Annotated in this window: 20 protein-coding genes; 11 read left to right on the top strand and 9 right to left on the bottom strand. The window is 32.7% G+C overall.

Annotated features, from left to right (window positions below):
• Positions 1 to 21: 21 nt before the first annotated feature.
• A complete protein-coding gene (locus tag J8L88_RS15910; RefSeq protein ID WP_118386489.1) occupies positions 22 to 543 on the bottom strand; it encodes a TrmH family RNA methyltransferase in 522 nt (173 codons plus the stop codon).
• Positions 544 to 547: 4 nt separating this feature from the next.
• On the bottom strand, positions 548 to 1195 hold the full coding sequence (locus J8L88_RS15905) for a DUF4159 domain-containing protein (RefSeq protein ID WP_211061319.1): 648 nt from the start codon (positions 1193 to 1195) through the stop codon (positions 548 to 550).
• Between the two features lie 43 nt (positions 1196 to 1238).
• Here J8L88_RS15905 and J8L88_RS15900 point away from each other — a divergent pair, with 43 nt between their 5' ends.
• From J8L88_RS15900 to J8L88_RS15880, 5 genes are all read left to right on the top strand, one after another.
• On the top strand, positions 1239 to 1958 hold the full coding sequence (locus J8L88_RS15900; protein ID WP_027392723.1) for a thioredoxin family protein: 720 nt from the start codon (positions 1239 to 1241) through the stop codon (positions 1956 to 1958).
• 104 nt (positions 1959 to 2062) lie between these two features.
• A complete protein-coding gene (locus J8L88_RS15895; protein ID WP_211061241.1) occupies positions 2063 to 3292 on the top strand; it encodes a DUF1028 domain-containing protein in 1230 nt (409 codons plus the stop codon).
• Positions 3293 to 3450: 158 nt separating this feature from the next.
• Complete coding sequence (locus J8L88_RS15890; protein ID WP_211061240.1) at positions 3451 to 5292, top strand: DUF885 family protein; 1842 nt, start codon at positions 3451 to 3453, stop codon at positions 5290 to 5292.
• Positions 5293 to 5341: 49 nt separating this feature from the next.
• The gene (locus J8L88_RS15885) at positions 5342 to 5719 is read left to right on the top strand and encodes a nuclear transport factor 2 family protein (RefSeq protein ID WP_027392721.1); all 378 of its coding nucleotides are present in this window, start codon (positions 5342 to 5344) and stop codon (positions 5717 to 5719) included.
• Between the two features lie 26 nt (positions 5720 to 5745).
• Positions 5746 to 6483 (top strand): hypothetical protein, encoded by a 738-nt coding sequence (locus J8L88_RS15880; protein ID WP_051336074.1) that lies wholly within the window; start codon positions 5746 to 5748, stop codon positions 6481 to 6483.
• Between the two features lie 89 nt (positions 6484 to 6572).
• On the opposite strand, the gene J8L88_RS15875 is transcribed toward J8L88_RS15880, so the two are convergent.
• The 4 genes from J8L88_RS15875 to tsaD all read right to left on the bottom strand — a co-directional run bounded on the left by J8L88_RS15875 (position 6573) and on the right by tsaD (position 11737).
• Positions 6573 to 8657, bottom strand: a complete 2085-nt coding sequence (locus tag J8L88_RS15875) for a lamin tail domain-containing protein (protein WP_211061239.1) — start codon at positions 8655 to 8657, stop codon at positions 6573 to 6575.
• Between the two features lie 157 nt (positions 8658 to 8814).
• A complete protein-coding gene (locus J8L88_RS15870) occupies positions 8815 to 9957 on the bottom strand; it encodes an esterase-like activity of phytase family protein (RefSeq protein WP_211061238.1) in 1143 nt (380 codons plus the stop codon).
• A gap of 42 nt (positions 9958 to 9999) precedes the next feature.
• Positions 10000 to 10704 (bottom strand): 16S rRNA (uracil(1498)-N(3))-methyltransferase, encoded by a 705-nt coding sequence (locus J8L88_RS15865; RefSeq protein ID WP_211061237.1) that lies wholly within the window; start codon positions 10702 to 10704, stop codon positions 10000 to 10002.
• 10 nt (positions 10705 to 10714) lie between these two features.
• Positions 10715 to 11737 carry a tRNA (adenosine(37)-N6)-threonylcarbamoyltransferase complex transferase subunit TsaD gene (gene tsaD / locus J8L88_RS15860; RefSeq protein WP_118386482.1) on the bottom strand — a complete coding sequence of 341 codons (1023 nt, stop codon included), beginning with the start codon at positions 11735 to 11737 and terminating at the stop codon, positions 10715 to 10717.
• Positions 11738 to 11818: 81 nt separating this feature from the next.
• Here tsaD and J8L88_RS15855 point away from each other — a divergent pair, with 81 nt between their 5' ends.
• From J8L88_RS15855 to J8L88_RS15845, 3 genes are read left to right on the top strand one after another with little or no spacing between them, the layout of a single operon-like run.
• Positions 11819 to 16246, top strand: coding sequence for a translocation/assembly module TamB domain-containing protein (locus J8L88_RS15855; protein WP_247666500.1), 4428 nt, complete (start codon positions 11819 to 11821; stop codon positions 16244 to 16246).
• Between the two features lie 24 nt (positions 16247 to 16270).
• Positions 16271 to 17257, top strand: a complete 987-nt coding sequence (gene pfkA, locus J8L88_RS15850; protein WP_118386481.1) for a 6-phosphofructokinase — start codon at positions 16271 to 16273, stop codon at positions 17255 to 17257.
• Between the two features lie 8 nt (positions 17258 to 17265).
• Positions 17266 to 17628, top strand: coding sequence for a methylglyoxal synthase (locus tag J8L88_RS15845; protein WP_027392716.1), 363 nt, complete (start codon positions 17266 to 17268; stop codon positions 17626 to 17628).
• Between the two features lies 1 nt (position 17629).
• On the opposite strand, the gene J8L88_RS15840 is transcribed toward J8L88_RS15845, so the two are convergent.
• The 3 genes from J8L88_RS15840 to J8L88_RS15830 form a co-directional block, all read right to left on the bottom strand.
• Positions 17630 to 18190, bottom strand: coding sequence for a hypothetical protein (locus J8L88_RS15840; protein WP_027392715.1), 561 nt, complete (start codon positions 18188 to 18190; stop codon positions 17630 to 17632).
• A 65-nt stretch (positions 18191 to 18255) separates the two neighbouring features.
• The gene (locus J8L88_RS15835; RefSeq protein WP_211061236.1) at positions 18256 to 18636 is read right to left on the bottom strand and encodes a RidA family protein; all 381 of its coding nucleotides are present in this window, start codon (positions 18634 to 18636) and stop codon (positions 18256 to 18258) included.
• Positions 18637 to 18717: 81 nt separating this feature from the next.
• Positions 18718 to 21498 (bottom strand): putative LPS assembly protein LptD, encoded by a 2781-nt coding sequence (locus J8L88_RS15830; protein ID WP_027392713.1) that lies wholly within the window; start codon positions 21496 to 21498, stop codon positions 18718 to 18720.
• A gap of 199 nt (positions 21499 to 21697) precedes the next feature.
• Here J8L88_RS15830 and J8L88_RS15825 point away from each other — a divergent pair, with 199 nt between their 5' ends.
• From J8L88_RS15825 to J8L88_RS15815, 3 genes are all read left to right on the top strand, one after another.
• Complete coding sequence (locus tag J8L88_RS15825) at positions 21698 to 22840, top strand: N-acetylmuramoyl-L-alanine amidase (protein WP_211061235.1); 1143 nt, start codon at positions 21698 to 21700, stop codon at positions 22838 to 22840.
• An 86-nt stretch (positions 22841 to 22926) separates the two neighbouring features.
• Entirely contained in the window at positions 22927 to 23877 is a 951-nt protein-coding gene (locus J8L88_RS15820) for an MlaD family protein (RefSeq protein ID WP_118386479.1), read from the top strand.
• A gap of 12 nt (positions 23878 to 23889) precedes the next feature.
• Positions 23890 to 25209: a (Fe-S)-binding protein gene (locus J8L88_RS15815; protein WP_118386478.1), complete on the top strand. Its 1320-nt coding sequence runs from the start codon at positions 23890 to 23892 to the stop codon at positions 25207 to 25209.
• Positions 25210 to 25240 lie beyond the last annotated feature (31 nt).

Below are 25240 nucleotides of genomic sequence, written 5' to 3'. Positions count from 1 at the left end.
TAAACATATGATCATTTATAACTATTGATCATCAATCATCAATTGTTTTGTAATTTCATACAGTGCAATACCGGTAGCTGTAGCAACGTTCATACTGCTGTTGGTACCATACATATTGATATGTATACTTTTCATCAATTTTGTTAGTACATCTTTAGAAATTCCTGATTTCTCTTCGCCAATAACAAGTGCAATTTTATCATTCACAGAAAATAATTTTGTCGAAACCGGTACACTGTTTTCTGTAATTTCTAAACCAACAACTTTGTATCCTTCTAATTTTAAGTTGTCTATGAGCGGTAGAATATGCTCGTGATGTTGGTAAGGAATTGTTTTGTACGTTGATCTTGCAGTTCGTTCCATTCTTTTACTAACAATAGTTATGTTTTGGCCACAGAAGTAAATTTGTTCCACACCAAAACTATCTGCAATTCTAAAAATACTGCCGATATTAGCAGGAGAATTTACGCTATCGCAGATCAAAGTAATTGGGAATTGTTTTTTGATAAAAACTGTGGTTTCGTGAGTTAGTTGCGTTGGCATTTAATTAATTTTCAAAAGCATATTTGATAATATTAGCACCCATTTTTAGTGCTTTCTGACGAACTTCTTCGGAGTCATTGTGAATTTCTGGATTTTCCCAACCATCTCCAAGATCACTTTCAAAGGTAAATAATAATACAAGTCTACCTTCATAGGTAATTCCCAATGCTTGAGGCCTTTCTCCATCGTGTTCGTGTATTTTAGGGAGTCCTTGTGGAAATTTATATTTAGCAGAAAATATCGGATGTGATACAGGTAATTCTACTAATTCTTGATCCGGAAAAACTTTAATAAGTTCTTTCCTTATGTAAGGCTCCATTCCATAATTATCATCAATATGTAAAAAGCCACCACTCAATAAATAGTTTCTTATATTTTCCGCATCTTGTTCTGTAAAGAAAACATTTCCATGACCAGTCATATGGATATATGGATATTGGTAAATATCAACACTTTCTGGTTTTACCGTTTTAGGTTTGGCACTCATTGCGGTTTGAATATTCTGATTACAAAAACTAATCAAATTCGGTAATGCGGTAGGATTACTATACCAGTCACCACCTCCATTGTATTGTAATACAGCAATATCCTGTGCTAAAACAACTCCAGAGAATGCCACTAGAAAAAGAAAACTTGTAAGTTTTTTGGTCATCATCGTCTAAATAATAGAATCTAAAAGTACTAAAATAAACAAGATGAAGAGAAACCTTTTGATACTATTAACGCTCATAATTACTACAGTGGTTCAGGCACAGAGTGATAACAACTCAATTGTGGTTATGGAACTGTTTACTTCTCAAGGATGCAGCAGTTGTCCTCCTGCAGATGAATTATTAGATATGATTAATGAAAAATACGAGAATGATAATGTATTTGTTCTTTCTTATCATGTGGATTATTGGAATCGATTAGGATGGAAAGATCCTTTTAGTACAGAAGCGTTTAGTGATTATCAAAGGGATTATGCACAACAGTTTAATAGTAGATCTATATATACTCCTCAATTAGTTGTTAATGGTAGTGAACATTTCACTGGATCTAATAGCTCCAAGGCGTTGGCTGCAATACGTAATTATTCTAAATCAAAAACAACTAATGTAATTAAGTTTACTAATGTAGAACGAGATACTAATACGCTAAAAATTGATTATGGAGTCCAAGGTGATTCATTTGATCAGGTAACATTTGCATTGGTTGTGTCCGAGAGAACCACTGAGATTGGTAGAGGAGAGAATCGAAATAGAAGTTTGAAAAACACAAATATAGTTGCTAGTCGTTTGGTGAAACAGGATATCTCTGGATCTGTTACATTGTCGATTCCGGATTGGATAGCAGATAAAGATGAGTTATCGGTTATAGCATATACTCAGGATAATAAATTGGCGACTACTGGTGCAGCTAGGATAAATATTTAATAATTTACGAGCATAATATTTAAAAGCTATAACAATGAATGTTATAGCTTTTACTGTATACTGTAACAAAGTTGTTTCGTAAACGTCTGTTTTAAAACAGCCAAATGAAAACACGAGATGCCTCATTGTTAGCTTTTATAGTGTCATTAGCTATATCCGGATACAGTCAAAATTTACCAAGTCTATTAACTGATAAGAATATCAATGCTACTTTTTCTATTCTAGCTTATGACAAGAAAGCTAAAGAATATGGAATTGCTGTTGCAACCAATAATATATATGTTGGAAACTCTACGGTTTATATTGACCCAGCGATTGGAGCTTTTTCAGTTATTGCCGAAACTGAACCTCTGTACGCCATAGAAGGTTTTAAAAACTTAAAAGCTGGTAAATCAATAAAACAAGCCATTCTAGAGGTTAAAGAAAACGATAAAGGGTCGCACTATAGACAAGTATCTGGTATGGATGTAGAAGGAAATGTGTATGCTTTTACAGGAGAATCCTTAAAGTATTGGAATGGAGAAGCATCAGAGGTGTTAGGTGAGAATTTTGTAGTTATAGGTAATCAATTAGATAGAGAAGTACTTTCGCAAATGTCTAAAGCATTTAAAAATACCGAAGGAACATTGGCAGAACGACTTTTACAAAGCTTAATTGCTGGACAAAATGCTGGTGGACAAATTTCTGGAAAACAATCTGCTGCAATTGTTGTAAAGGGAGTTGATAATGCGTGGTATAACCAAATTGATTTGCGAGTAGATAATTCTAAAAAACCTATTAAAGAATTACAAATATTAATGAAGTATCATTATGGACGAATTAGGCTTAATCAGGCATTATATGCACATAGAGAAGGAAATATAAAAAGAGCTAAACAAAAATTATTAGAAGCAGAATCAATGCTTGACGGATGGGATGGTATTTATACTCGAATTGCAAAAACTAATTTTATTTTGGGTGATGAATACAAAGCGATCAAATGGATCAAAAAAGGGCTGTCAGAAAATCCAAAATGGTCGGTAAATATTCCTGCATTTTATTTTCTACGAAATAATCCAGAAATGAAATCAATTATTAAACCAGATTCATTTAACATAAATGATTGGGAGAATGCGATACAGATGCTTAGTAGTTTAGGGAGAGAACTAGAAGTTATTACCTTGGCTCAGGAACTGTTGGATAAAAAAATAGAATCCTCATATTTAAACTTTTTGTTAGGAAGAAGTTATTTCTATGAGAAAGAAGAGGATAGAGCAATTGAGTTTTTAGAAAAGGCGTTAATCCTAGATGAAGAAAATATCGAAGCAAGAATTTTACTTAGTAAAATCAAGTAAAATTTTATAAATTAATTACCATTACCAATCACTCGCGGAAAAGGATGTATAGTAAATATTGAATGTTTGTATTAACAGGTAATTTCTTACTCTAACATTTACTACCTTAGCATTAACAATATAGTATCAATCAATCAAATTCACATAAATCACTTATCATGGCAAAGAAACGCACTTGGAAATTTTGGACTTCAAGAACCTTATTAATTATTCTAGCATTAGGGGTACTCTGGTTAGTTAATCTTATCTGGTTTAAACCATTTAGCATTAATCATTTTTATGACAAAGTATTTGTAGAATTAGCTTTAGAAAGCCCTGAATTAACAACTTCGATGGGAATTCCCGTAATCTATGACTGGTCAAAAGATGAGTTAGACGATATCTCTGATAAAAAACAGTGGGAATCTTTTAATAAAATGAAAGAAGATTATGAAACTTTACAGAGTTATAATTTTGAGAATCAATCCGACGCAAACAAACTAAATACCAAGATATTAGGTTTTTATTTGGAAAGTTTAATGGAAGGGGAACAGTTTTTCTATCATGACTATCCAGTAAATCAAATGGGAGGAATACAAAGTTCTTTGCCAAGTCTAATGGAAAACTCTCATAAACTTAGGGATAAGAGCGATGCAGAAGCTTACATTACTCGTTTAACTAAATTTGAAACTAAGTTTGATCAGTTAATTGAAAATCTCAAAATAAGGGAAGATAAGGGAATTATACCTCCTAAATTCGTAATGGATCGTGTTATCGATGAAATGAATGGTTTTGTAGGAGCAAATTCGAATGAAGACTCTGCAGTAAAATCAAATATTCTTTACACTAATTTTCAAACTAAAATAGATGAGTTAGAAGATTTATCTGATGAAGAAAAAGATGATTTAAAGAAACAAGTTGAAGATAAAGTACAAACTAGTGTTTTTGGAGCATATAAAAAATTAATAGAATATTTTAAACAATTAAAAAATAAAGCTACTACAGATGATGGGGTTTGGAAACTACCAAATGGAGAAGCTTTTTATAGATATCAGTTAAAGCAAAGAACCACCACAGATTTAGATCCAGAAGAGGTACATAAAATTGGATTGTCAGAGGTCGCTAGAATAAAAGATGAAATGCATCAAATCCTTTCTGCAGAAGGATATGTAGATTCTACAAAAACATTAGGAGCGATTATTCAAGAATTAAATAAGGAAGAGCGTTTTCTTTTTCCAAATAATGATGAAGGAAGAAAAATGGTAATAGATGAGTATGATCGCATATTATCTGAGATCAGTGCAGGTTTAGATGATGCTTTTGATGTGAGACCAAAAGCAGGTTTAGAGGTTAAGAGAGTTCCAGAATTTAAGGAAGAAGGATCAGCAGGAGCTTATTATACAAGACCAGCTATGGATGGCTCACGTGGAGGTGTTTTTTATGCAAACCTTAGAAATGTCCATGAATCTGTTAAGTTCGGAATGAAAACGTTAGCCTATCATGAAGGGGTGCCTGGACATCATTTTCAGATCGCTATTCAATCAGAGTTAGAAGGAGTTCCAATTTTTAGGACTATTGGTCTTTTTACATCATATATTGAAGGTTGGGCATTATACTCAGAACAATTAGCTTGGGAGTTAGGTTTTTATGAAAATGATCCTTTTGGAAATTTAGGTAGATTACAAGCAGAAATGTTTAGAGCCGTTCGTTTGGTAGTAGATACTGGTATTCATCATAAAAAATGGACTAGAGAACAAGCTATTGATTACATGGTACAAAACACAGGAATGACTACTACAGAGGTAACAACAGAAATAGAACGTTACATTGTTTGGCCAGGACAAGCTTGTGCATATAAAATAGGAATGCTTAAAATTCTTGAGCTAAGAGAAAAAGCTAAACAACAATTAGGAGACAAATTTGATTTAAGAGATTTTCATAATGCAGTTTTAAAAAATGGAGCAGTTCCTTTAGATGTTTTAGAAGAGATAATAGATAGCTATATAAAGGATGCTAAATAAAAGAAATCGTAATTGATTTTGTTTAAAAAAACAAGTATAATTATAGAGTATGAATCTAGAGGAAAATAAAAAAAATGCTATTGCTTTTTATAAAATGGCTTATGAAGGTAAACCTAAAGAAGCCGTGGAGAAATATCTTGGTAATGAATATATTCAGCATAATCCTGATGTGGCAGATGGAACAGAGGGGTTTATATCTTATTTTGAAAGAATGCAACAAGAATATCCTAATAAATCCATAGAGTTTGTAAGATGTATTGCTGAAGGAGATCTAGTATCGCTTCATACACACCAAACTTGGCCGGGAAATGATGAATATGTAACGATGGACTTTTTTCGTTTTGACAAAAATGGAAAAATATGTGAACATTGGGACTCAATACAGCAAATTCCAAAAAAGTCAGCGAATCCAAATACAATGTATTAAGAATTTTCAATAACAATAGAATTAATTTGATAACATACCTTAAGTATTCTGATTTAGATAGCTCTCTAATAAAACAGTATAAATCTGCTATCACCGAAGCCTTTCCAGAAATTATTTTAAGATCTAGGGTTACAGAAGAATATTGGAGTAGGCTGGAAAATTATTTTCCTCACACTCAGGTTTTCATGGTTGATTCTAATAATGATCTTTTGGGTTTTATGAATGCAATCCCCATATTTTGGGACCAAATGTTGGAAGATTTACCTCAGGAAGGATGGGATTGGCTTCTTAGAAAAGGGATTTCAGATTTTGAGGATAATGTACTACCCAATATTTTAGGAGGTCTGCAGATTATTGTAACAAAAAAATATCAAGGTCAAGGATATAGTAAGTTATTAATATCTAAAGGAAAAGAAATTAGAAAGAGTCTTGGGTTAGATAAACTCATAATTCCGATACGACCAATTTTAAAGCATAATCATCCACAATTATTGATGAAAGATTATATCGACTTAAAGAAGAACAATAAAGTCTATGATCCTTGGATAAGAACTCATTTAGAAAGTGGAGCAACTCTTATTAAGGTTTGTGAAAACTCTATGAATGTTAGAGGTAATATAAGTTTCTGGGAAGAATTATTAGGTAAAAAAATTACTGAATCAGGTAGTTATAAAATAGATGGAGCTCTAAATTTGGTAGCGGTAGATCTAGAAGAGAACTATGGAGAATATAGAGAGGAAAATATTTGGATATATTATGATTAGTATTGGTTTTATTAATAAAGTTTAAAAATATAAAGGGCATTATCCGGATAGATAATGCCCTTTATATTATATCAGTTATATGTATTATACTATTCTATCACAAGCTTTTTCGTAACAGAACCACTGGTTTGATCCAATCTAATTAGATAAATGCCAGCATTGAGATTAGATACGTTAAGAAGATTGTTATTTAAAGTTTCAGAAATAACTTGCTTACCTAACATATCAAATACGCTAACAGTAGTAGCTGAATTTGATGTAGTTGTGATATTAACAAAACCTGTATTTGTTGGATTAGGAAACATATTAAAGTTTTCTAATTTTTCATCAAAATCATCAACAGATAAAGTACTAGCATTATCATTAGCATCACCTGGTGTACCGAGGTCACCACTACCAAAGGCTGTAACCGCCTCTGCCCAGTTAGCTCCATCATCATTAGCAACGCTATTTAGGTCATTGATTGATAATTCCATACTAGCTCCAGTAGGATCAGGGAAGGTAGCTCCATTATCCCAGATTACCTGATCAATAACTGTAGAACCACATTCTATAATAATACCATCTGTACTGTTTCCTAAAGAAATGTCATTTGCATATGTATAGTCAGGAGTAATTCCTCCATTTGGAGTCGCTGCATTTGTAATCAAAACGTATCCCATTGGAGGTACAATTAACGAAGATCCTATAACATGAGTTTCACCAGCTTGATTATCATCTTTAATAATCCAGCTTTGTATATCAATTGCGCTTCCAGTTGTATTGTATACTTCAAAATATTCCCCATTAGGATCATTCCCAGCGGCTGAAGGGTTTTGCATGATTTCAGTAATGATGATATCACCAACATTTGCACAAACTGCGACAGGAGAAACTGTTCCATTTAGAGAAATTGTTTCATCTGTTACACTCGGAGATGATACTGTAATGTCTCCAGTATAAGAATTTGCCGTTAATCCAGATGCCATTCGTACAAAAATTTCAGTACTATTTACAGTTCCTGTGGTTGGCGCTATACTAACAGAAGAACCAAAGCCAGTTCCTGTAGTAAGAGATACTTCAAAATTAGTAGGAGCGGTTATTGTTATATCTCCAGTAAGAAATAAACCTTCTACATTAAAGCTATCTTCAGTAGATGGACCAGATCCTTCGAAATATGAAAAGTCTCCAATAAAACCAGATACAGTGAATTGGGGATCAGCAGGAGAAACAGTTCCACTTAACATTACTGTTTGATCTGTTGCCCCAGTAGAAGAAACTGTGGCATCACCAGTGTAAGAGTTAGAAGTTAACCCGGCTACTAATCTAGTATAAATAGTAGTAGTGGCGATTGTACCCATTGCAGGAGTTATAGCAACAGAAGATGCAAAACCACTTCCTGTAGTAAGAGAAACCTCAAAATTTGCTGGCGCCGTTATTGTAAGATCGGTAGTAAGGTTTAATCCAGATACAGTAAATGTACCTTCATTAGAAGGGCCATTCGCTTCAAAATAATCTAATCCAGAAACCGCACCACTTACATTTATTGTAGGTGTTGTAGATACTGTAGTAGAATATGTACCTATACCACCTATAAGAGTTTCAAAAGTATCTGTTCCACCTTGACATGTGCCTAAATTGTTTAAGGTTCCAGATCCAGGAATGGTCCAGTTTACTTCTGTAAAACCAGCATCAGGTCCAGTTCCGTCTACACGCTTGGCATAAGAATCAGTATATTCCCATGTTGTTCCACTTCCATCAGTATTATCAACACCATATTGATCAACAGTCGCACCAGAGCTATTTAATATAATTCTGATTCTATCATCACCATTAACATTAATAGTGTTTGATGCTAAAACTGTGGCTGATGCTAAAGAAGGAAATTCAGATCCGAGTGTACTAGGATTACCATTGGTTCCATCAATACTTCCTGAAGTAGATATATATACAAATCCATCTGTAACTATTCCTAATGTAGAAAGGTCTTGGGTGTTTCCCCAAGTTGTACTGTTATTTGTTTGATTCTCTAGAGAGTATAAAGAGAAGTCGACCATACCATCGGCATAAATTTCTAAAAGTTTCGGTAGTCCTCCAGAACAGTCTCCATCAACTATAGCTGTAATAACAGGAGTTTGCCCATAAGAAGCTAGAGAAAGAGTAATAGTAAAAAATAAAAAATAAAGTTTTTTCATAATAGTAATTATAATTGAGTGAAAATAGTTTAGCAATATACAAAGAAATGGGTATCGTAAAACCATCATTTGGAACAAACTATGTATTCTTAATTATAACTTAACACTACTATTGAATAGTGATAGTTAAAAGTAAAAACATCTTAAGTTTATGTTATCAAGGAATTATTTTAAAAAGAATTACTTGATTTAGTTGCGGTAAGAAGGCATTAAAATTGTTATCAGAAATAACAATCAGAGATTTACTTCCATCAGAAAATAGAGGGCCAAAAGTTATTCCTTCAATATTATCCACAGTATTATTAGTCAATTCACTACGGATACTGTTAAATTCAAACAAAAGTGTTTTAGTCGCTTTTGTTACTGTTTCTGATAAAAGAGGACCAGTATTTAATGTATTGCTCGCGTTGGTAGCGTCAACATTATAAATTTTTACAGTGTTACCTCCATCCAAATATCCTGAAGAAAATGATCTTTCTAGAAAAAGAAATTGATTTTCATCATATTCTAAAATTTCAACCAGTCCGTTAATGCTAAATGTTGTTCCTAAAGCAGGTTCGCGATCAACAGCATCCAGCTCATATACAAACTGTCTTTCTGGTGTGCCATTTGTTTTATTAATTCGAGTAATACGAACTGGAGATTCTGTTTCTGTAGTTGTTGGTTCTGGTCCATCCTCAATTAATGGAAGTTCCATGCCAATCCAATATGCATTGGAATCAAAACTAATACACAATGATTCTAATGTACCATTATGTCTTGGTCCGGATTGATCATTTGTTGTATTGGCATTTAAATTTTCTGGTAGTACGAAACTGCGTAATTGAGTGCCATTAGGTTCTATCTCTAATAGGGCTGGATCAACGTTGTTGCTAATAGAACCTTCACTGGTATAAATGATATTACCTGTGTCAATATCGAATCTAATAGCCTCAGGGTTTATTTCATTTTCTGGAATGGAAGTTCCTATTTCATCCTTAATTTCTATTAGCGAACTGATGGAGGCATTTGAGAAACCTTCTTGGTTAAAGGCAATGTTGGCTATGTAACATCTGATAGGGTTTGATCCGTCACTTATTATGTACCAAGTATCGTTTTTATAATCAATACCAGAAAAGCCTCCTGTAGGAACATGATCAATAGGGTCATTAGTAATTATTATTTCATCGATATATTCTAAACTACTAATTGTATTGAGTGAGGGATCCGGAGAATCAGAACCTGTACTGGAATTGTCATTCGATGAACAACTTGCAAAAAAAACAATAACACAGATGGATATTCTAATTTTTACAATCATAATCTTGGTTATTAGATTTTGTAAAGATATTAATTATTTAAACTACGAATTTAAAAAAGCGACACTATGCGTTGCAACAATAGCAGCGGTTTCTGTTCTTAATCTTGTTTCTCCTAAAGTAACAGGGATAACTCCTTTTTTTAAAGCGCTCTCAATTTCTTTGGTAGAAAAATCTCCTTCGGGACCTATTAATAATGTAGTGGCACTATGTAATTTAAGAATATCCTTTAAAGATTGTTTCTTAGTTTCTTCACAATGTGCAATAAGTAACTGGTCCGAAGTATCTTTTTTTAAAAATTCCTTAAAAGAAATAGCTTTGTTTAATATAGGCAAATACGATTGAAGTGATTGTTTCATAGCACTTTGTAATATACGTTCAAATCGTTCTGGTTTGATTATTTTTCGTTCACTGTGATCACAAATAATTGGAGTAATTTCATCAACGCCAATTTCTGTAGCTTTTTCTAAAAACCATTCATAGCGATCATTCATTTTAGTAGGAGCAACTGCAAGATGTAATCTATAATCCTTAGACGGTTGATGATGTCTTTCTTCTAATTGAATAATACATTTATTAGGGCTTGAAAATGTAATAACCCCTTTACATAATAGACCTAACCCATTGGTGATTTGTACTAAATCACCTTCTTTTTTTCGTAAAACTTTAGTGATGTGTTTGCTTTCTTCTCTTGAAAATTGAAATTCTTGAGTGGTTTCTGTAATATCCTTATTATAGAATAACTGCATAAGTGAAAAATTAAAACTTAATTCGGGCTTTAGCAACAATACTCATATCAGTAAAATCCTTTTTTAAATATTTTAGATAACCAACAATACCGATCATGGCTGCATTGTCTGTAGTGTATTCAAATTTTGGGACAAAAGTTTTCCATCCGTATTTATGTTCCCCTTCTTTTAATGCTTTTCGTATTCCAGAGTTCGCAGAAACTCCTCCACCAATGGCAATGGCCTTTATTCCTGTTTCTTTAGAAGCTTTCTTTAATTTGTCAATAAGAATATTAATAATTGTATATTGAATTGAAGCACAAACATCTTCAAGATTCTCTTTTATGAAATCAGGGTTCTCTTTAACTTGTTTTTGAACAAAGTATAATACAGCAGTTTTGAGACCGCTAAAACTAAAGTTTAAACCATCGACTCTAGGTTTTGTAAAAGGAAACGCTTTTGGATTTCCTGACTGCGCTTTTTTATCAATTAAAGGGCCTCCTGGATAAGGAAGTCCTAATATTTTTGCACTTTTATCAAAAGCTTCTCCAACTGCATCATCGATTGTTTCACCAATAATTTTCATATCAAAATGATCAGTAACTTTTACAATCTGTGTGTGCCCTCCACTAATAGTTAAAGCAAGAAATGGAAACTCTGGTTTATCAAAATCCTCTTCATCAATAAAATGTGCTAGTATATGAGCTTGCATATGATTAACATCAATAAGTGGAATTTCTAGCGAAAGTGCTAATGACTTAGCAAAAGAAGTGCCTACCAATAATGATCCCATTAGACCAGGACCTCTGGTAAAAGCAATTGCACTAAGATCGGATTTATTGATGTTCGCCTGTTTTATGGCTTGATCAACAACAGGAACAATATTTTGCTGGTGCGCCCTAGAAGCTAATTCTGGGACAACACCACCATATTGTTCGTGAATTTTTTGTGATGCTACAACATTTGATAGCACGCGACCGTTGCATAATATAGAAGCAGAGGTGTCATCGCAAGAAGACTCAATACCTAGGATGTATACATTTTGTGAGCTCATTATGAGGAAAAGGGCATAGAAATTGTTAATATTGTCAGCAAAGTTAAAACAATAAAACGTATCAAAAAATTCGGGAAAATATTGAAAAGGATATTCCTTATCCTTATTTCGCTATTTGTGCTATTAGTGATACTATTTTCCATTCCTGCAGTTCAAACTTTTTTAGGTAAAAAAATCACTAATTATCTTAATGATGAGTATGATGTAGATATCAATGTGGGTAGAGTAGGTTTGACTTATTCAGGAGATGTAAATTTAAAAGAAGTTTTTGTAAAAGATCATCATAAGGATACATTAATATATGCTAAAAATATCGCCACTTCAATTCTGAATATAAGAGAGATTTCCAAAGGACAACCGGAATTAGGAAGTGTTTCTATTGATGATTTAACCTTTAGAATGAAAATGTATAAAGGTGAGCGTAGCGACAACCTTATGACTTTTATTAGAAAATTTAATACAGGTAAGACTTCCACATCTAATACTAAGTTTTTACTCACTACAGGAAATGTGACTATGGAGAATAGTAAATATAGTTACATTGATGAAAATCTTAGTTCTCCAAGAATAGTTGTGATAAGGGATATTTTATTAGATGCAGAAAGTTTAAAAGTTGATGGAGAAGATTTTTATATAACCACAGATTTGTTGTCATTTAAAGATCATAGAGGATTAAATGTTTCTAATTTAAAAACGGGTTTTTCCATTACTCCTACAGAAATGCGTTTTCGAGAGTTATTATTGGAAACTATTGATTCTAAAGTAGAGGGAGAGATAGTATTCTCATATGAACGCGGTGGATTGGTTGATTTCGAAAACAGCGTTAATATCTCGGCTAATTTTAATAAAGCTACTGTTTCTACGAATGATTTAATTCCTTTTTATAAGGAGTTTGGTAATGACGAAGATTTGATTTTAAAAAACACCAAACTAAAAGGTAAGCTAAACGATTTCGAAATACTAGATTCAGATATTTCAGGATTAGATCGGTCGATCATTCAAGGAGATATTAGAATTAGAAATGCGGTAACAAATGTTTCTAAGTTTAGATTAGATGGTGATCTAAAGAATTTGACTACGAACTATTATGACTTGGTCAATTTATTACCTAACATCTTGGGAGAATCATTACCAAAGCAACTTTATCAATTAGGAAGTGTAAAAGGTGTGGGTCAAACAATAGTAACGATTAAAGATGTTGATGTCGATATGGACTTCTTTTCTCAGTTAGGAAAAATTAATGTTTTTGTTTTATTAGGTGATCTAGATAATGTAAAAAACGCCACTTATAATGGAAATGTAATTTCTAATAATTTTAATGTAGGTCAATTATTGAGTAAGAAAAATCTTGGAAATGCAGCATTCGATATACATGTAGACGGAAGAGGTTTTACGTTAGATAATCTTGATACTAAATTAGAAGGAGATATCAGGAAATTCGAATTTAACGGGTATACATATACCGATTTGAATGTATTTGGGAACCTAAAAGATCCTGTTTTCGACGGAAAATTAGTTTCCGACGATCCAAATATGAAGTTTAGTTTTAATGGTGTAGCGGATATATCTAAGGAAATTAATAATTATGATTTTACTGCCAATGTGGATCATATAGATTTACATCGCTTGAACTTTTTTACCAGAGATAGTATTTCTGTTTTCAACGGAGATGTAAAAATGAAAATGAAAGGAACGGGTATTAACGATGCTTTTGGTACCATTTCATTTGAGAAGACATTATATAAAAATCAAAATGCTAGTTATTACTTTGATGATTTTGATATTACTTCAAGTTTTGATGATAAGAATGTACGAACAATTACCGTAAATAGTCCTGATATTATAGAAGGTAATGTAAAAGGGATATTTAGATTTGAAAATGTATATGACTTATTTAGAAATTCTATAGGAAGTCTATATGCTAATTTTGAACCTACAGAGATTACGGACAATGAATTTATGGAATTCAATTTTAAAATTTATAATAAAATTGTAGATGTCTTTTTTCCAGAAATTGAATTTGCTCCAAATACCTCGATAAAAGGGAAAGTAGAAAGTAATGATTCCGAATTTAAATTAACATTTAAGTCACCATCTATTAAGGCGTTTGATAATTTAATGAAAGAAGTGGATATTCAGGTAGATAATAAAAACCCATTATTTAACACCTATGTGGCTATCGATAGTATAGATACGAAGTATTATGATGTATCTAAGTTTAGTTTGATTAATGTAACACTTAATGATACATTGTTTATGCGCTCAGAATTTAAAGGAGGTAAAAATAATGTAGATGATTATAACTTAGAATTTTACCATACTATTAATGAAGATAATAATTCGGTTTTAGGGTTTAAGAAATCTGATTTTACCTTTAAGGGATATACTTGGTATGCTAATCGAAATAAGAGTAAAAGTAGTAATAAAATAATTTTTGATAATAATTTTCAGAATATAGACATTAGAGCTATTCGGTTAAGTCACGAAGGGGAGGAGATAAATGTTTCTGGAACTGTTACCGGTAAGGATAATAAGGATATTAAAGCTACTTTTAAAGATGTAGATCTTAATAAAATTACGCCTTATATAGAAAATTTAAAGCTATCAGGAGTAGTAGATGGCGATCTTAAGGTGTTTCAAGACAAAGGAGTGTATTTTCCAAGTTCTACTGTAATAATTGATAAGTTAGCAGTAAATGATTCAAAATTAGGGGAACTCCGAATGAATGCTTCTGGAAACGAATCGTTGACCGAGTTTACTGTAAATACGAGGTTGGTAAATGAAGAAAATGTAAAAATACTTTCTGCAATAGGATCAATTGATGTTTCTGGTAAGGATCCGGATATGAATATAGATGTAGATTTAGAGCGATTCAATATGTCTGGGTTTAGTCAATTAGGAGGAATTGTAATATCTGATCTTAGAGGTTTCGTAAGTGGTAGTGCTAAGGTTACTGGGGATTATGTGAATCCATCGATTGATGGTTTACTAAGGCTTAACGAAGCAGGTTTAAAAGTACCGTATTTAAATGTTGATCTTGATTTTGATGATGATTCTAGAATTGTACTCAGTAAGCAACGTTTTAATTTTGATGATGTCTCTATTACAGATACTAAATATAAAACCAAAGGTGTCTTAGGAGGGTATATTGGTCATCAACGTTTTTCTAAATGGGATTTGGGTCTTACGTTAAATGCAAGTGAGCGATTGTTGGTTTTGGATACCGAAGAGGATGAAGAATCTTTGTATTACGGAACTGGTTTTATCAGTGGAGATGCAACCATTGAAGGTCCTACGGATGGTTTGGTCATTAATGTGAATGCAACTACAGAAGAGGGAACGATATTTAAAATACCCTTAAATGAATCCGAATCGATCGGGGATAACTCATATATTCATTTCTTGAGCCCAGAAGAAAAACAAGCACGTTTAGCCGGGAAAGAAATTATATTAGAAGAGATAAAAGGTTTAGAACTTAATTTTGATCTTGATGTTAATAATAATGCATTAGTAGAAGTTGTTGTCGATAAAAAAACAGGAAGTTCTTTAAAGGGGAGAGGAGCCGGAACCTTACTTATAGAAATTAATACAAATGGAAAATTTAATATGTGGGGGGATTTTGTGGCTTATGAAGGAAGTTATAATTTTAGATATGGAGCTTTAGTTGGTAAAGATTTTACTGTAAGATCTGGAGGTAGTATAAACTGGGATGGTAGCCCAACACGAGCTAAACTTAATCTTAGTGCAGTATATAAAACGGAAGCAAATCCAGCGGTGCTATTAGAGAATGCAACCATTAATCGTAAAATACCAGTAGAGGTAGTAGTAGATCTTAATGGAGAATTAATACAACCTGATCTTAATTTTAATATAGAATTACCTAATTTAAGTTCCGTTGCAAAAAGTGAGTTAGAGTATCAATTAGAAGATCAAGCAACGAAAGAATTACAAGCACTGTCCTTAGTAACACAAGGACAATTTTATAGCGGAAACTTAGATCCAACCTTTATTACAGGGAATTTGGTAGAACGTGCAGCTGGATTGGTAAATGGTATCTTTTCTGGTGATGATGATAAATTTACAGTCGGTGTAAATTATGTTCAAGGAAATAGAAATGTTGATCAAGAAGCTGCTGATCAATTTGGAGTAACAGTTTCTACTCAGATTAATAATAGAATCTTAATTAATGGACGAGTGGGAGTTCCAATAGGAGGCGTAAGTGAATCCGTAGTAACTGGAGATGTGGAAGTAGAATACCTTTTTAATGAGGATGGAACTTTAAAAGGAAAGATATTTAATCGACAAAATGAAATTCAGTACATAGGAGAATCCCAAGGCTATAAGCAAGGATTGGGACTTTCTTATTCAGTAGATTTTAATAATTTTGGAGAACTTTGGGATAAAGTATTTAAGTCTAAAAAAGTAAAGGATTCTTTGTCTCAAAAAACAAAAGATACTATTGATATAGAGAAACCAGAATTTATTAATTTTACAGATAAGAACAAGTAATCGGATCTAATTTATACACAATAAATGGCTAAACAAATTAAAACTATTGGGGTAATGACATCAGGAGGAGATTCTCCTGGAATGAATGCTGCTATTAGGGCAGTAGCACGTGCTTGCTCTTATTATAATGTAAAATGTATTGGTTTTTATAGGGGCTATCAAGGAATGATAGAAAATGATTATTGTGAAATGAATGCCCGTAGCGTTCGTAATATTATTAGTGCGGGAGGTACCATTCTTAAGTCCGCTCGCTCTGCAGAATTTAAAACTCCTGAAGGAAGAAAAAAAGCTGCAGAAAACCTTAAAAAGGCTGAGGTGGATGCGATGATATTGATTGGAGGAGATGGAACTTTTAAAGGAGGAAAGATCTTTAGTGAAGAACATGATATACCTGTTATCGGAGTTCCAGGAACTATAGACAATGATATTGCAGGAACTAACTTTACAATAGGATATGATACGGCTTTAAATACGGTAGTTGATGCGATAGATAAAATTAGAGATACAGCAAGTTCGCATGATCGATTATTTTTTATTGAAGTAATGGGGCGGGATGCAGGTTTTATAGCATTAAATAGTGGAGTAGGAGCTGGAGCAGAAGAAATCTTAATCCCTGAAGAAAATTTAGGATTAGATAGAATGCTAGAATCATTAAAAAGAAGTAAAAGATCCGGAAAATCTTCAAGTATAGTCGTAGTCTGTGAAGGTGATAAAATTGGAAAAAATGTGTATGAACTTGCGGATTATGTAACGGAAAACATGCCAGATTACGATGTAAGGGTTACGGTTTTGGGGCATATGCAGCGAGGAGGTTCTCCTTCTTGTTTTGATAGAACACTGGCAAGTAGGCTTTGTGTTAAAGCAGTTGAACTGCTGTTAGACGGAGAACAAAATGTGATGGTTGGATTACTTAATAATAAGATTGTAGCTACCGATTTTGATAATGGTTTAAAAGAAGATCATAGTATCAATAAAGAACTTCTTCGTATTTCGGATATCCTTTCAGTATAATTACAATGATTACAATAGCAATTATAGCACACGATGGTAAAAAAGCAGAAATGGTTCAATTTCTGAATGAACATCAAGAAATCTTACAATCTAAAAATGTATCGCTTATATCTACGGGTACCACTGGAGAGAAAGCAAAGCGCGCAGGTTTTGATGTAGAAGCATTATTATCTGGTCCTCTTGGAGGTGATGCACAAATTGCCGCTGGTGTTGCAGAAAAAAGAGTGGATATGGTTATTTTCTTTAGAGACCCTTTGGCAAAACATCCTCATGAGCCTGATATTTTTATGTTGATGAGGTTATGCGATGTGTATGACGTTCCGTTGGCTACAAATCCTGCTACTGCACAGTTATTACTAAAGGGACTATAAATTATTGGGATAAATTTCGGATACATTGCTCTCTAATTCCCCAGATTTTATCAAATGAAAAATTTAATTCTTCTTCAATAATCCAAGATTTGATATACTCTTGGTGATAATGGATTTTAAAATCTCCTACTTGAAGAGGTTTTATGTTTTTTTCAACTATTACGTCATTTTCGATTTTGTAAAAATCCGATATACTAGATGTCGCATCTATAGTTTGATTTTTGTACCGTAAATAGGTGTGAGCTTCAGGAATGTAGTTTAAGTTATTTTCTAAAAGGATGTTTCCAATATTGGGAGTATTTATACTATTCATTCTATAAATGCCAATAATAAGATCTATATCATTTCTTCCATTTAAATTAGCTACTCGTTTCAATAATGCGTGTTTAGAACTACAAGTACCCTTTTGTTCTAAGATAACCAATTTAGAGTCTATTCTATTGGCATTTCGACCATAGGGGAGATCTTTGATAAATTGGATTAGTTGAACCCAAGAGCTAATACCTTTTCTTATAATAAGATTAGATAATTCATCATTAGAGGTAATTTCGAAATCGGTCATATTTAAAAATAGAAAAACTCAAACAAATTTTGCTTGAGCTTTTAATATATTTTTTGAAATGGATATTATTTCACCGCAATTACCGAAATTTCTACATTTACAAATTTTGGTAACGCAGCAACAGCTACAGTTTCTCTGGCTGGAGCAGTATCTTCATTAAAATAGCTTCCATAAACTTCGTTTACCTGAGAAAAATTATTCATATCACTTAAGAAAATAGTAGTTTTTATAACGTGTTCAAATGTCATACCTACTTCATCTAGAATTCCTTTAAGGTTTTTCATTACCATTTTTGCCTCAGTTTTAATATCATCCATAACCAGTTTTCCAGTTTCAGGATTGATAGCTATTTGACCAGAAGTGTAAAGTGTATTACCATTAAGAATAGCTTGGCTGTAAGGGCCTATCGGAGCAGGAGCATTAGTAGTAGTTATTATTTTTTTCATAATGTGTGTTGTGTTATTGTTTGTTTTGATTTTATAAACCTAGTATAACTTAAGTATACAGATTTAAGATACTAACTTAACTTATAATTGTCTGTCCGGTTCACGTCTTTTATCATACTTAATATCACTAAGAACAGAGGATTTGATACCTATAAAGAAGTTCCATGATGTTCTTTCACTAAAAGGAATCCAATTAAAACTCAAATTCCAACTGTCTAAGTCTCTTTGGAACCTTAAATTGGTATATGTGAATCCAGGGTTTTTAAGATCATACCCAGAGGATACTCCAACCGACCATTTAGGAGCTAGTTCTACATCTCCAGAGAACATAATTGAGTGTGATGAAATTTCATTTTGCCTAGCATTATTACTGTAATTGACGGTATATGATAGGCGTAAGGACCAAGGGATTTTGTAATTATAGTTCTTGATATCCCTTTTTTCTTTATTGTCATTAGTTGGACGATTTGACTGGTCATCTCTAAAATCTGTTCCACCACCAAATAAATTATCGGGTCGTCCACCATTTTGTAAAGTTTGATTGGATAAAGGATCTTCATTAGACTGGCCTTTTTCAAAATCTTTACTAGAAAAGGAATATCCAAAATTAGCACTGGCTCTAGTTAATCTAAATAGACTACCTCCGTTATCAATGTTCCAAACATCTATTTTGCGATTGTTGTTATCTAATGCATAAGGATCTAACTCTGCACTAAAGTTAATGTCTAGTTTGTTCTCTATTATAGGAATATTTCCGGTAATAGATAGTGGGCTCAATTGCAGAGAATCACCAGCAATATTATATGCGGTTCTAAAATTTAAGTTATTTAATAAAACCACCTTTCGGGGTTCTAAATCAGTGGTATCCTTACTCTTTACCTTAGCTTCAAGGTTATTGCTTAAAGAAAAGCCAATGCTACTAGAAAAAGTATTACTTGGGGCACCGAAGAACCCACCTTCGAATCTAGAGTATTCAACTACTTCTGTTTCGTCAATATCTAATGTATTCGGGTCATCGGTTATTGTATATTCATCATAGAATTGATCAAAAGCCGGATTGATACTATAACTAATTGATGGTCTCATAGTATGACGTATTGCCTGGATTTTCTTATCTTTCTTAAAGTTAAAAGTTCCATATATAGTAGTTCCTAAACTTGTTGAAAAATTATAAGTTCTATAAGCATCAAAACCAGCAATGGTATCTCTAACAACTTCTCCTGCACCGTCGTTAGCATCTGGATCATAACTCTGATCAATAGTTTCAAAAACCCAATTTTCCTGAAAACTTGTACCCATAGTGGCACTTAAGTACTTAAAGATCTTAAAATTCGTGCTAATAGGTATGGAATGCTGCATACCGATTCTTGCATCGTTGAACATATCTCCTGTAAAAAGATCATCATCGGTAGTAGTAATTCTGTTTTCTCCTCTAAAGTTGTACTGCGTATTAATATTTTGTATGATTCCTTTCTTAACACCTACTTTTGGAGCAAAAGGAAATATTCTAGAAACACTAGCATTTACATTAGGAAGCGATAAATTCACTTCTTGCGTATTGGTATTGGAGTTGTGATTGGCAGCTACATTTAGGTTTACTTGTGGATCTCCTTGAAAAGTTTTCGAATAAGAAATTGAAGAACTAAGTTGATTATTTAAGAAGTTACCAGTATTAAGTTGATTTGTTGACTGCTGGAAAAAATCACTACTACCAAAATTCACAGAAGCAGAAAATCTTGAATTAGGATTTGCTTTTGCATCCTGAGAATGAGTCCATTGTATGTTGTAAGTAGTTCTCTGAGCAAAATCAGGGAATCCTCTTTCACTAGTTAAATTATTTTCGAATCTAAAACGGAGATTTCCTCTATATCGATATCTTACGGCATATGCGGATTCAGTAAGAAGGGTATAACTACCATTGGTATAGTAATCCCCTGTAATTGTTAAATCGGCATAATCACTTACTGCAAAGTAATAACCACCATTTTGTAAAAAGTATCCTCTGTTATTTTCTTCTCCATAACTAGGGATAATAAAACCAGAAGTTCTTTTATCTTGCAAAGGGAAATAACCAAATGGTAATCCAAGAGGAGTTGGTACATCTGCGATAAACATATTTACCAAACCAGTGACAATTTTTTTCTTAGGTACTAGTTTTATTCTACGAGCGTAAAAATAGTAATCAGCGTTATCTACATCTTCTGCAGTTGTAAATTTTACATTACTCATATAGATTACAGAGTCATTTACCCTTTTAGAGACTTCTCCTTTAACATTCATTTCCCCTTGTTTCGTTCGGGAATTATATATTAAAGCTTTTTCTGTATCAAAATTAAATCTAATAGAATCTGGCTCCACTACATTTTGAGCTTGTTTAAAAACAGGTGTTTGAGTATAATCTCCCACAGAATCTTTAATACCGTAGGCATACACTTCATTTTTAGCATTGTCTACTATGATAAGCCCTGCGTTTATTTGCATTTCGCCATATATAATTTCAGCTTCATTATAGAGATACATTTTATTTTCTCTACGGCTTAGTCTCATATAGTCTTTAGACTTATATTTGACCTTATCAGTTAATAATTGTGGCGGAGCAACTGTGGTATCCTTCTTTGTTGTGTCTTGATCTTTTTCGTTTTCCAGTAACTCAGTTTTAGATTCGGAACCTTTTTTTGGTAAAGAAATAGAATCCTTTTGCGCTGGAATAGGTTTTTTGGTCGTTTTATCGAACTCTTGTGCAGTTGTATAACAAATACAAAATAGTGAAAAACTTAGTGAATAAAGTATGTTACGTACCGTTGTTTGCAATGGTTTATATCCTATTTTTGTAAAACTATGGCTTAGTTTTTGAAGTGCCAAAATTACATATATTTTTTATGTAGAGATTGTAATTGGTAAAAAAATAAATATTTATATCAAATACTTTGCTCTAACGTTATTTTTAAATGAAACCTGTATTCTAATTTCTAAGGTCATAACCATATGATTTTAGAATTATTATACTAAATACGGAAACAATTTGGTAATGTTTCAAGCTAAGTGATAATTTTGCATAATTATGAAAAAGAAAATAATATACAGTTCACTTTTAATTGCATCGGTTTTTATCCTATCAGCATTTACATTATCTGTTGTGAGTGAGAGTAATAAAGAGAAGTTTGTGGTGGTTTTAGATGCCGGGCATGGCGGGCATGATCCTGGAAATAGGGGAAATGGTTACAAGGAAAAAGATATTGCTCTTAAAGTAGTTTTAGCAGTTGGTACGGCCTTAGAGAAAGATGATCGTTTTAAAGTGGTTTATACCAGAAGTACGGATAAGTTTATAGAATTACATGAAAGAGGGAAAATAGCAAATAAAGCTAAAGCGGATTTATTTGTGTCCGTACACTGTAATTCTCACCGTTCACAAGCATATGGAACTGAGACTTTTGTATTGGGATTACATGCGAATAATGAGAATTTTAATGTTGCTAAAAATGAAAACTCAGTTATTTTATTAGAAGATAATTATGAAGCGAACTATGATGGGTTTGATCCAAATTCTCCAGAATCAATAATAGGATTAACTTTAATGCAAGAAGAATATCTAGATCAAAGTCTTACTTTGGCTAGTTTCGTTCAGAATGGATTTAATAAAAGCTTAAAACGAAAAAGTAGAGGAGTAAAACAAGCCGGTTTTGTTGTTTTACATCAAACCTATATGCCTAGTGTGTTAATAGAACTAGGATTTCTTACCAATAATAAAGAAGGTAAATACCTCAATTCTAAAAAGGGTCAGGATGAGATGGCAAAATCTATTATTTCTTCTATTATAGATTATAAAGAGAGTCTAGATGCGATATATTATGTTCCTGATGCTCCTGAACCAGAAGTTCCGGAAGTGGTAGATAGCGATTCTATAACAAAGGTTGTAGGACAAAAAATGTATGATGGAATAACGTTCAAGGTACAAATAGCAGCAGGATCTAATGACATAGAACTTGAGCCGAAAAACTTTAATGGATTAGATCAATTATCAAAGATTCAGTTTGAAGGATTGTATAAGTATTATTTCGGAAGTACTTCTAATTATAATTTAATCAAGGAGTTGAGAGGTGTAGCTGTTGATAAAGGATATACTTCATGTTTCGTTGTAGCATTTAAGGATAATGATTTAATTCCTCTTACAGAGGCTTTAAAAACTGATGCTACATCGAACTAATCTAAATAAATACTAATAAATCGTTCGTTAATAATCTTTGGAAGTATATTTTTTATTCTAAATTTGTGTCCTAAACATATGCTATTTTGAAATTTACTCGCGAAGTTAAAACAGGAATTTTAGCACTGTCTGCTATAGCACTTTTAATTTTTGGATATAGTTTTCTAAAAGGTAAAAATCTTTTAGAAAGTGACCGAACTTTTTATGCTGTGTATGATAACGTAGAAGGTTTGATACCTTCATCACCAGTTACTATAAATGGTTTGGTAGTAGGAAAGGTAGTTTCGATCAAGTTTGCTGACTCTAAAGGAAATCTTGTAGTGGAATTTAATGTTAGTAGTGATTTTACTTTTTCTAAAAACAGCGAAGCCATGGTATATGGTGGAGATTTAATTGGAGGAAAGTCATTGGCAATTAATCCAATATATGAAGCTGGTTTAGAAGCAAAGGACAAAGATACATTGCCGGGGAGAGTTAAAGCTGGTTTATTAGAATTAGTAAATGAACAATTAACTCCGCTGCAGTTAAAATTAGAATCTGCTATTAAAGATGCTGATACTTTATTGACTTCTGTAAACGGAATTTTGTCCGTTGATAACAAAAATAATTTAAATTCCATTTTTGCAGATCTTAGTGTTACTGTTCGAAACTTTAAAGGTGCATCAGGGTCTTTAAATAATATTTTATCGGGTAATGAAAAAAAATTAAATACTACGCTTTCTAACCTTGATGAAATGTCTACGAATCTTAATCAGTTTTCGGATTCATTATCAAAGGTTAATATAGGTAAACTAGTAAAAGACCTAGATGGGGTTTTGGCTAATTTTGAGAAAATCTCTAAAGATTTAGAAGTAGGAAAAGGAACGGCAGGTAAATTATTAAAAGATGATAAGCTTTATAATAATCTAGAGGATGCTAGTAAAGAATTAGAATTACTACTTCAGGATCTTAGATTAAATCCTACGAGATATGTAAATATTTCGGTTTTTGGAAAAAAGAACAAGCCATACGTAAAGCCTACAGATTCAATAAACTAACTACTTCAAATGATGCAATATATTCCTAATATCATATTTATAATTGCTTTAATAGCAGGAATTGGATATTTCACAAAAAACATTCGTAAAGTCATTCGAAATATTCGATTGGGTAAAGATGTAGATCGAACGGATAACAAAAAAGAACGTTTTAATAATATGATGATGATTGCTTTTGGGCAATCAAAAATGGTAAGAAGACCTATTGCAGGGATATTACACGTGGTCGTATATATAGGTTTTGTTATTATTAATATCGAAGTGCTAGAGATTATTATTGATGGTATTTTCGGAACGCATAGAATTTTTGCATTCTTAGGAGGGTTATATGATTTCTTAATCGGTTCTTTTGAAATTCTTGCGCTTTTAGTTTTGGTAAGTGTGTTTATCTTCTGGATCAGAAGAAATATTGTTAACATTAGGCGTTTTAAAACCTTAAAAGGTTGGCCTAAAAATGATGGTAATATTATTCTTTATTTTGAGGTTGTGTTGATGACACTATTCCTTACTATGAATGCTGCCGATTTACAATTACAAAATTTAGGAGCTGAACACTATATAAAAGCGGGATCTTACCCTGTTAGTCAGTTTATAACTCCTTTGTTTAATGGGATGTCGGAAGGAGCACTAATTATTCTTGAGCGTAGCGCTTGGTGGATGCACATTATTGGGATTTTAATATTCTTGAATTACTTATATTTTTCAAAACATTTACATATCCTATTAGCTTTTCCAAACACTTATTACGGAGATTTAAGGCCTAAAGGACAGATGGACAACCTAGAATCTGTTACTAAGGAAGTAATGTTGATGATGGACCCTAATGCTGATCCATTTGCTGCACCAGCAGAAGACGAAACCGAAGGAGAACCAGAAAAGTTTGGGGCTTCTGACGTTACTGATTTAAATTGGGTGCAATTGCTTAATTCTTATACTTGTACAGAGTGTGGGCGTTGTACCAGTGAATGTCCTGCAAACCAGACAGGCAAGAAGTTATCACCTCGAAAGATAATGATGGATACCAGAGATCGTCTTCAGGAAGTGGGAGATAATATAGATAAGAATGGTAGTTTCGTAGATGATGGAAAGCAATTGTTAAATGATTATATAACACAAGAAGAATTATGGGCTTGTACAAGTTGTAATGCCTGTGTAGAAGCTTGTCCAGTTAGTATAAGTCCGTTGTCTATTATTTTAGATATGAGAAGATATTTAGTAATGGAGCAAAGTGCTGCACCAACAGATCTAAATAATATGATGTCTAACATAGAGAATAACGGAGCTCCTTGGCCATTTAACCAGATGGACAGACTAAACTGGAATAAAGAATAAAATTTGATAATATTAACCATAACTATTAACC

Origin of the sequence: Aquimarina sp. MMG015 (assembly GCF_018100855.1) — a bacterium.
Classification (GTDB): domain Bacteria; phylum Bacteroidota; class Bacteroidia; order Flavobacteriales; family Flavobacteriaceae; genus Aquimarina; species Aquimarina latercula.
The sequence above is the reverse complement of the archived record's forward strand: the minus strand, read 5'-3'. Positions and strand labels throughout refer to the sequence as shown.

Bases quoted from the DNA above. Each gene is read 5' to 3' on its own strand.
- J8L88_RS15885 (WP_027392721.1), top strand. From the start codon at position 5,342: ATGAATCTAGAGGAAAATAAAAAAAATGCTATTGCTTTTTATAAAATG.
- J8L88_RS15905 (WP_211061319.1), bottom strand. From the start codon at position 1,195: ATGACCAAAAAACTTACAAGTTTTCTTTTTCTAGTGGCATTCTCTGGA.
- J8L88_RS15865 (WP_211061237.1), bottom strand. From the start codon at position 10,704: ATGCAGTTATTCTATAATAAGGATATTACAGAAACCACTCAAGAATTT.
- J8L88_RS15890 (WP_211061240.1), top strand. From the start codon at position 3,451: ATGGCAAAGAAACGCACTTGGAAATTTTGGACTTCAAGAACCTTATTA.
- J8L88_RS15900 (WP_027392723.1), top strand. From the start codon at position 1,239: ATGAAGAGAAACCTTTTGATACTATTAACGCTCATAATTACTACAGTG.
- J8L88_RS15895 (WP_211061241.1), top strand. From the start codon at position 2,063: ATGAAAACACGAGATGCCTCATTGTTAGCTTTTATAGTGTCATTAGCT.
- pfkA (WP_118386481.1), top strand. From the start codon at position 16,271: ATGGCTAAACAAATTAAAACTATTGGGGTAATGACATCAGGAGGAGAT.
- J8L88_RS15870 (WP_211061238.1), bottom strand. From the start codon at position 9,957: ATGATTGTAAAAATTAGAATATCCATCTGTGTTATTGTTTTTTTTGCA.
- tsaD (WP_118386482.1), bottom strand. From the start codon at position 11,737: ATGAGCTCACAAAATGTATACATCCTAGGTATTGAGTCTTCTTGCGAT.
- J8L88_RS15840 (WP_027392715.1), bottom strand. From the start codon at position 18,190: ATGACCGATTTCGAAATTACCTCTAATGATGAATTATCTAATCTTATT.
- J8L88_RS15835 (WP_211061236.1), bottom strand. From the start codon at position 18,636: ATGAAAAAAATAATAACTACTACTAATGCTCCTGCTCCGATAGGCCCT.
- J8L88_RS15875 (WP_211061239.1), bottom strand. From the start codon at position 8,657: ATGAAAAAACTTTATTTTTTATTTTTTACTATTACTCTTTCTCTAGCT.
- J8L88_RS15910 (WP_118386489.1), bottom strand. From the start codon at position 543: ATGCCAACGCAACTAACTCACGAAACCACAGTTTTTATCAAAAAACAA.
- J8L88_RS15815 (WP_118386478.1), top strand. From the start codon at position 23,890: ATGCAATATATTCCTAATATCATATTTATAATTGCTTTAATAGCAGGA.
- J8L88_RS15825 (WP_211061235.1), top strand. From the start codon at position 21,698: ATGAAAAAGAAAATAATATACAGTTCACTTTTAATTGCATCGGTTTTT.